The organism is Myroides sp. N17-2, assembly GCF_002286775.1.
GTDB lineage: Bacteria > Bacteroidota > Bacteroidia > Flavobacteriales > Flavobacteriaceae > Flavobacterium.
The window spans coordinates 85,902-94,033 of record NZ_NSGJ01000017.1 but is presented as its reverse complement, the minus strand read 5'-3'; the positions used below and the strand labels follow the sequence as shown (position 1 = coordinate 94,033).

8 protein-coding genes are annotated in these 8,132 nt (G+C 33.9%); 6 read left to right on the top strand and 2 right to left on the bottom strand.

The features are described from left to right. Positions 1 to 427 precede the first annotated feature (427 nt). Complete coding sequence (locus CF599_RS08985) at positions 428 to 1,750, top strand: mechanosensitive ion channel family protein (RefSeq protein ID WP_121965700.1); 1,323 nt, start codon at positions 428 to 430, stop codon at positions 1,748 to 1,750. A 45-nt stretch (positions 1,751 to 1,795) separates the two neighbouring features. On the opposite strand, the gene xseB is transcribed toward CF599_RS08985, so the two are convergent. Then, positions 1,796 to 1,990 carry an exodeoxyribonuclease VII small subunit gene (xseB, locus tag CF599_RS08980; RefSeq protein ID WP_121965699.1) on the bottom strand — a complete coding sequence of 65 codons (195 nt, stop codon included), beginning with the start codon at positions 1,988 to 1,990 and terminating at the stop codon, positions 1,796 to 1,798. Next, the gene (gene xseA / locus CF599_RS08975) at positions 1,957 to 3,438 is read right to left on the bottom strand and encodes an exodeoxyribonuclease VII large subunit (RefSeq protein ID WP_121965698.1); all 1,482 of its coding nucleotides are present in this window, start codon (positions 3,436 to 3,438) and stop codon (positions 1,957 to 1,959) included. The genes xseB and xseA overlap by 34 nt, the downstream gene beginning before the upstream one ends. 357 nt (positions 3,439 to 3,795) lie before the next feature. Between xseA and dut the strand changes: the two genes are divergently transcribed. From dut to CF599_RS08950, 5 genes are all read left to right on the top strand, one after another. Further along, positions 3,796 to 4,233: a dUTP diphosphatase gene (dut, locus tag CF599_RS08970; RefSeq protein ID WP_121965697.1), complete on the top strand. Its 438-nt coding sequence runs from the start codon at positions 3,796 to 3,798 to the stop codon at positions 4,231 to 4,233. A gap of 29 nt (positions 4,234 to 4,262) precedes the next feature. Next, positions 4,263 to 5,273 (top strand): sugar nucleotidyltransferase, encoded by a 1,011-nt coding sequence (locus tag CF599_RS08965; protein WP_121965696.1) that lies wholly within the window; start codon positions 4,263 to 4,265, stop codon positions 5,271 to 5,273. 103 nt (positions 5,274 to 5,376) lie between these two features. Then, positions 5,377 to 6,162: a DUF4292 domain-containing protein gene (locus CF599_RS08960; protein WP_121965695.1), complete on the top strand. Its 786-nt coding sequence runs from the start codon at positions 5,377 to 5,379 to the stop codon at positions 6,160 to 6,162. A gap of 68 nt (positions 6,163 to 6,230) precedes the next feature. After that, on the top strand, positions 6,231 to 7,490 hold the full coding sequence (locus CF599_RS08955) for a murein hydrolase activator EnvC (protein ID WP_121965694.1): 1,260 nt from the start codon (positions 6,231 to 6,233) through the stop codon (positions 7,488 to 7,490). A gap of 15 nt (positions 7,491 to 7,505) precedes the next feature. After that, positions 7,506 to 8,039 carry a 3-hydroxyanthranilate 3,4-dioxygenase gene (locus CF599_RS08950; RefSeq protein ID WP_121965693.1) on the top strand — a complete coding sequence of 178 codons (534 nt, stop codon included), beginning with the start codon at positions 7,506 to 7,508 and terminating at the stop codon, positions 8,037 to 8,039. Positions 8,040 to 8,132 lie beyond the last annotated feature (93 nt).

The following is an 8,132-nucleotide window of genomic DNA, read 5'->3' as shown; positions in this document are numbered from 1 at the left end:
ATACCAATAAAAACAAACAAGAAGTACTTGTATAGTTATCTTAGGATTATAAAAACAAGTGTACAGTTAAAAGTAGGATTATAAACAATAACTGTACAGCTATATTAGGACGAGACACAGTGGTCGCATAATGGTCGCATAGTGATCGCATAGTGGTCACATAGTTTTGCCCCTTTTTGATGCGACCATTATGCCATCAAACTACTATCATTATACTATCACTAGATTCTTTATAGACGCTCTATGCTTTTAACTCAGTTATTGCTTTCTAAAGGATTAAATTAATTCTCTCATAAAAACAGAGATAATATGAGGTAGTGTCTATAAAATTCTTTAATTTTCAGCTTATGTAAGACACTAGTATTTGCCTTGAGGATAAATATTATGTATCTTATAAACATTCAAATAAAAAAGGCAAGCATATACTATGATTAATAACTTACTAGTTACTAATATCGATCACATTCTAGATCCACAAAACTTCAATGGATTATATCAATGGTTTTTTAATCTCTTAGATTTTCTAAGTTTATCAGACTATGCTACCCACGTAGTGACAGCTATATTACTAGTATCTTCATTCACGATTTGTATGTTTATACTAGACTATATTTTGAAGAATTTCTTCTTAGTATTAGTGAAAGTATTTTCTACTAAAACTAAAACTACTTTTGATGACCTATTAGTGAATAACAAGTTCTTTCACAATATAACTCACCTAATACCTATTACTTTAGCGAAAATATTGTTCCCTATTTTCTTTTTGGGTTTTCCTAATATGACGAAGTTTATGATGTCTGTTACAGACATTCTATTTATTCTAGCGATAACACTTGTACTCAGATCACTTATCCGCAGTGTACGTGATTATATGAAGACCAAACCTCGTATGATCGATAAGCCACTAGATAGTTATGCTCAGGTATTCAGTATTATCTTATACTTCTTCGCTGGAGTCATTATATTTTCTATTGTTACAGGTACAGACCCTATTAAATTCTTAATCTCTTTAGGAGCGGCCTCTGCTATCTTAATCTTAGTATTTAAAGATACGATTATGGGATTTGTAGCTAGTATACAAGTCTCTTCTAATGATATGGTACGTGTGGGAGATTGGATAGAAATGTCTAAATATGGTGCAGATGGTACAGTACTAGAGATGAATCTAAGTACAGTGAAGGTTCAGAACTTCGATAAGACAATCTCGACTATCCCTACTCACCTCTTAATAAGTGACTCTTTTAAGAACTACAGAGGAATGCAAACTTCTGGAGGAAGAAGGATAAAGCGAAGTATTAACATCAAGATTTCTTCTATACGTTATCTGGATGCTGATGAGATTAATATGCTTAAGAAAATACAATTGCTTGCTCCTTATATAGAGGAACGTCAGCAGGAGATAGCTGACTATAATGAGCTAACTCAAGCTGATCAGTCTATGCCAATAAATGGTAGAAGAATCACGAATATAGGTATGTTTAGGGCTTATGTGACTAGATATATTAAACAAAATCCGAATATACATAAGGAGTATCCTCTAATGGTAAGACACCTCCAACCAACGGAGCATGGTCTACCAATAGAACTGTATATGTTCACAAATACTATTATCTGGGCGGAGTACGAGAACATCATGGCCGATATCTTTGACCACGTGTTAGCAGCTGTAGATTACTTCCACTTAGAAGTATTTGAGTTGCCATCATCAGATGATGTGAGACATTTCTTACAGAATAATATTATGAAGTAGGAATAAAACAATGGTTTTGGATTAGATCCAAAACCATTGTTTTATTTATAACCCTAATTTCTCTATAATTCCTTCTACTTGTTGTTCCGTAGAGGTAAGTTTCTCTTTACAGAAAACGATAAGTTTAGATGCGCGTTCTACCTTATTCGCTAGATCGTCCACTGTTACTTCGTCGTTCTTAAGGTCGTTTAAAATCTCTTCTAATTCTAAAGCTGCTTGTTCGTAAGTAAGTTGTTCCATTGGTTGATTTCTTTTATTTCTGCTAATTCGATTCTATATTTCTTGTTGTAGACAGCTATTTCTAACTCATCACCTACTTGTAAAGTACTCTTGTCATCTAGTCGTTCGCCGTTGTGATATACTATTGCAAAGCCTTTCTTAAGAATATTACCTAATTCATAAGCAGTGGCAACTTCATCAAAAGTAGCTAATCTGACCTTCTCTTTCTTAATTGTGTTGTACACTTGATATTTTAGACGCTCAGTAATATTGCTTAATTTATACTTCGTCATTTCTAAATTTTGCTGACTGAAGAAGGTGATTAATCTTGCTTTTTCGGCAAGAGATTGTGACTCTCTATGTGTGATACGCTGCGCACGATGAGCAATAGTCTGTGTAACCCCTACTACGAAAGCCTCTTCTTTATTAAGATGCTTCCTGATTTCGGTAACCATGCGATTAGAAAGTAGATGTAACTCATCTTTCTTTTGTTTAAAATGTCCTAATCCATATAAACGGATTTCTCGCTCATTCACATTTAACAGATGTGTCTCACTCATCATCTTCTGTTTATAAATCTGTCTAATCTCTTCAAAAGAACGAAAGACACTTACATAATACATAGTGGCTTTCTCTACGATAGCGGCTGCCACAGCACTAGGCGTTTTAAAATATCTCGAAGACACATAATCTGCTATCGTATTATCTGTCTCATGTCCTATCCCAGTGAGTACTGGTGTATGAGCCGTAGCTATCTTTACTGCCAGATCATAGTTATTAAAGACATCTAGATCTAATGGCGATCCTCCTCCCCTAATCACTACGATAGCATCATAGGTATCGGCAGGTATCTGATCTATAGCAGCTATAATACTGTTGACAGCCTGCTCTCCCTGCACTTGACAGTCGAAGTGTATAATGTGAAAAACAAAGTTGTTCTCATTCACTTCTAGCTGCTTAATAAAATCCGCATGTCCCGCAGTACCAGCAGAGCTAACTAAAGCGATATGCTGTATTACTATTGGTATAGGAAGTGTTCTATTAAGATCTAGATACCCTCTCTCCTTAAGTTTGACTAAGTTTTCTTGCTTGTTACGCTCTACTTCCCCTAGTGAATAAGACAAGTCAATACGATGGATATTAATAGATAGGCCATATACGTTACTAAATGTGACCTCACAGTAGCACATGATTTCTGCACCTTCTTTTAATATCTCCTTTGCGTTATCTCCTAGCGTATTTTTAATAACACTAGCGTTACTTTGCCAAATATTTGCTCGACACTTTGCTAAGGTTATACCCTCGTAATTCTCTACTAATTCTAGATAGATATGACCTTTTCGATCTTCCTTAAGCTGACCTATTTCCGTCTTTAACCAGAAGAAATTGTTCGCGATAGCACTATCCACGATTTCCTTTACCCTCGAGAGGATAGTACTCAGTCGGTGATATCTGTTACCTTCATACATATACTACTTGCTTAAAAAACGTTTTGTCCAAAAATACAATGTTTATAAGAGATAAATATCTTTTTCATTACTTAGTCTTGTCATTTACATCACTTAAAAAGTAAAAAGTCATACTTTATCTTTATAATTATACTATCACTTCTAATGTAAAAATACTTCCTTTAACAATTAAAAAACTCATAATCAACAAATTTGCTATAACTTATATCAATACCAAGCAATTAAATGACATACTTTGACGTTATCTATATATATAACAGTCAATGAAAAAAACACTGTATATAATGTAGTAAATAGCATTAAACACGAATATTAGGTATATCTTTTTTATCTTTGTTATCCAAAACAAAAAAAGATATGACGTCTATAAAAATCATCAATAAATCAAAGCATGCTTTGCCTAACTATGAGACTAATCAGTCTGCTGGTATGGATCTAAGAGCTAACATAGAAGAGCCTATTACCTTAAACTCTTTAGAAAGAGCTATCGTTCCTACTGGTTTATTCATCGAATTACCTGAAGGATACGAAGCGCAGATAAGACCTAGAAGCGGACTAGCTGCTAAAAAAGGAATTACTCTACTGAATAGCCCTGGTACTATAGATGCTGATTATAGAGGTGAAATCGGAGTAATCTTAGTAAATCTATCTAAAGAACCATTCGTTATCGAAAATGGAGAACGCATCGCTCAGATGGTTATTGCTAAGTTTGAACAAATCCAATGGGCTCCTGCAGAAGTACTTTCTGAGACAGAAAGAGGTGCTGGTGGTTTTGGAAGTACTGGAGTAAAATAGTGAATGAAAATATATAAGAAAGTAAGGAAATGAAAATAATTGTACCAATGGCAGGTCGTGGGTCTAGACTACGTCCCCATACATTAACTGTACCTAAACCATTAATACCTATCGCTGGTAAACCTATTGTACATAGATTAGTAGAGGATATCGCTAAAGTACTTAATGATAAAATAGACGAAATAGCGTTTATCATTCATGAGAGCTTTGGCAAGCAGGTAGAGACTGACTTAATCGCTATCGCTACTAAGCTTGGAGCTAAAGGTACTATCTGTTACCAAAACGAAGCTTTAGGTACCGCTCATGCGATCTTATGTGCTAAGGAAGCGATGCAAGGTCCTATCGTAGTAGCTTATGCAGACACACTATTTCGTGCTGATTTTAACTTAGAGAAAGATGCTGATAGTGTAATCTGGGTAAAGCAAGTAGAAGATCCTAGCGCTTTCGGTGTAGTGAAGTTAAATGAGAACAATGATATCGTAGACTTCGTAGAGAAGCCTAAAGAATTCGTATCTGACTTAGCGATTATCGGTATCTATTACTTTAAAAGTGGTGAGACATTGCGTAAAGAATTAGAATATCTATTAGACAATAATATTATCAAAGGTGGTGAATACCAACTGACTGATGCTTTAGAAAACATGAAACTAAAAGGTATGCGTTTCGTACCTGGTCAAGTAGATGAGTGGATGGATTGTGGTAATAAGAATGTGACTGTAGATACTAACAATAGAATGTTAGGTTTCTTAGAAAACGACAATGAGAACTATATCGCTGCTAATGTCACATTAGAGAATAGTACAATTATTCGTCCATGTTATATCGGTGAGAATGTAGTATTAGTAAATGCTACTATAGGTCCTAATGTATCATTAGGTGACAACTGTAAAGTAGAAAATGCTACAATAAAAAACAGTCTTATCCAGACTAACTCAACAATTAAGAATGCTAATCTAGATAATGCTATGGTGGGTAACCATGCTACATATGATGGTAAGTATACTAGTATTAGTATCGGTGACTACTCTGTATTAGACTAAGAATCTAAATATCGCTAAAAAAACTAAATCCGTTTTAAACTTTATTTAAAACGGATTTTTTTTATATACCTTGCTACATAAAATGTGTTTATACTAAATACTTATGAGAAAAATAACCTTGCTTATTCTGTGTACTTTATTTTTAGCTGTTGGCTGTAAAAAGAAAAACGTGAATAATATACTAGATGAAGGAGAAGCGAATAACGCTAAGACAGTACTTAACATCTTAAATAATCACAATAAACAGATCTTAGACTTCCAAACAGCAGCTATTAGAACAACATCTACCTATGAAGACAATGGTGATTCTAAGAAAGTTTCTATGGATATCTTTATAGAAAAAGATAAACAAATACTACTAAATATTCGTTTTATAGGTATTCCTATTGCTAAAGCGTATGTGACTCCTAAAGGGGTACAGTACTATGAGAAATGGAATAAAGTGTATTTTGAAGGAGACTTTAGCATGCTGAGCAAATGGATTGGAACAGATTTGAATTACAACAAATTTCAAAACTTATTACTAGGACAGGCATTAGATACTCAATCTGAAACAACAAAATATGTTGCTACTGTAGAAGATGGATTACACAAGATAAAATCTAAAGTACAAGAGGATATCGAGTCTGCTTACTTCTTCGAAGATCAGAACGGATTATTAAAAAAAGAACAGATAACTCAAGCTTCTAGTAACAGATTAGTGACAATCTCTTATCCTGAATATAAAAAAGTAGGAAAATATACCACTCCTACTGAAATAAATATAGACGCAAGACAAGAAAAAACCATACATTTGAACATTCGTTATGACAACGTGACTTTTAATGAGAATCTCAACTTTAATTACAAAGTACCAGCGGGTTATAAACAAATCGGAATAAAACAATAAGAGTAAAAACAGAATATCCATAAGCCACATTTATGGTGTATTCTACTTAACAAAGAAGTAATCTACAAATGACACGAGCGTATTTATCCTTATTTATACTACTATGTACAGTTTTTGCATACGGGCAAAAGAAAGAAACGCAAGAACAACTTGAACGTAGAAAACAACAAATTCTTGTTGAGATTAATATTGTCAAAGATTTACTTAAAAAAGAAAAATCTAAAGAGCGCAATATATTATTAGAGATAGATGATAACAACAGAAAGATTAACTTAAACAAACAGTTGATTGGTAATGTACAGAAACAAATTGCTGTAACAAATACCAATATCTCTAGTACCCAAAAAGAAGTAGATACTCAAGAGGCAGAATTAGCAAAACAGAGAAAAGAGTACGCTGATCTAGTGCTAAAGTCATATAAAACGAAGTCTAGTCAAAGTAGACTTATGTTTATCTTATCATCTGATAACTTCCTTCAAGCTTATAAACGTGTTCAATATATGAAGCAATATGCTGATTATAGAAAGTCTCAAGCTGAAGAAGTAAGAGTTAAGGCTGAAGCACTGAAAGTATCTGTAACTAGGTTAAATACACAGAAAAACACGCAACAGAAGTTGCTAGTAGAACAGCAACAAAACGAAAAGACATTAAAAGAAGACTTAGGTGAACAACAAAACTTAATGTCTATCGTACAAAAAGACCAAAAGAAGTATAACGAACATATCAAGAAAAAACAAGACGAATCAAAAGCTATTGATAGAAAGATCAAACAATTGATCAAAGAAGCTATTGAAGAGGCTAACCGTATAGCTCGTGAGAAAGCTGCTAAAGAAGGTAAAAAGACGACTAAGTCTACTTCTTCTAGTAACTCTTCTACAACATTCGAACTTACTCCTGAAGGTAAGTTAGTTGCTGATAACTTTAAAGCAAATCAAGGTAAACTTCCTTGGCCTGTATCGAAGGGATATATATCTCTACCTTATGGAGATCAACCACACCCAGTACAAACTCAACTGACTATACACAATAGTGGTGTAGAAATCACTACTGAGTCAGGTACTAGAGCAAGAGCTGTATTCGGAGGAGAAGTATTACAAGTACAAGTATTACCAGGAGGAAATAAAGCTGTACTAATACAACACGGGGATTACATCACGGTTTATCAAAACTTAGGTAGTGTCTCTGTGAAAAAAGGAGATAAAGTAAGTACAAAACAAGATATTGGTTCTATCAGTACAAATAGTACAGGTCAGACGGTACTTAAATTCCTATTATCTCGAAATACTGATATCTACAACCCACAAAGTTGGTTAAGTAGAAGTAACTAATTCGTATTTAAAACTATGGATCTAAAATCATCTTTCAACATATTTACTTGGGTAAAAGAAAATAAGGATTTATTAAAACCTCCTGTTGGTAATAAAAATATCTATCCAGAGGCGTCTGACTATATCATTATGGTGGTAGGTGGACCTAATGCTAGAAAGGATTTTCACTATAACGAAGCAGAAGAATTCTTCTTTCAATTAGAAGGAACAATTCACATTGATATACAAGAGGATAACGAGCGAAAACGCATCACCCTTAATGAGGGAGATATATACCTTTTGCCTGCAAAGGTACCTCACTCACCTATACGTACTGAAAACTCAGTAGGATTAGTAGTAGAAAGAAAGAGAAAAGATGACAATTCAGTAGATGGTCTTTTGTGGTTCTGTGAGAACTGTAATCATAAACTATATGAAGTATACTTTAAACTTACTGATATAGAAAAAGACTTTCTTCCACACTTTAAACACTTCTATTCTTCAGAAGAGTTGAGAACGTGTGATTGTTGCCAAACAATTATGCCTACAGATTCCAAGTTTGTAGAATAATCGTACCTTAAATCTACAACTACCATTTACTGCGAATTAATTCTACTTTACATAGCTTCAATTAGCTCTAAAACCACACTATAGTGTGCTTTA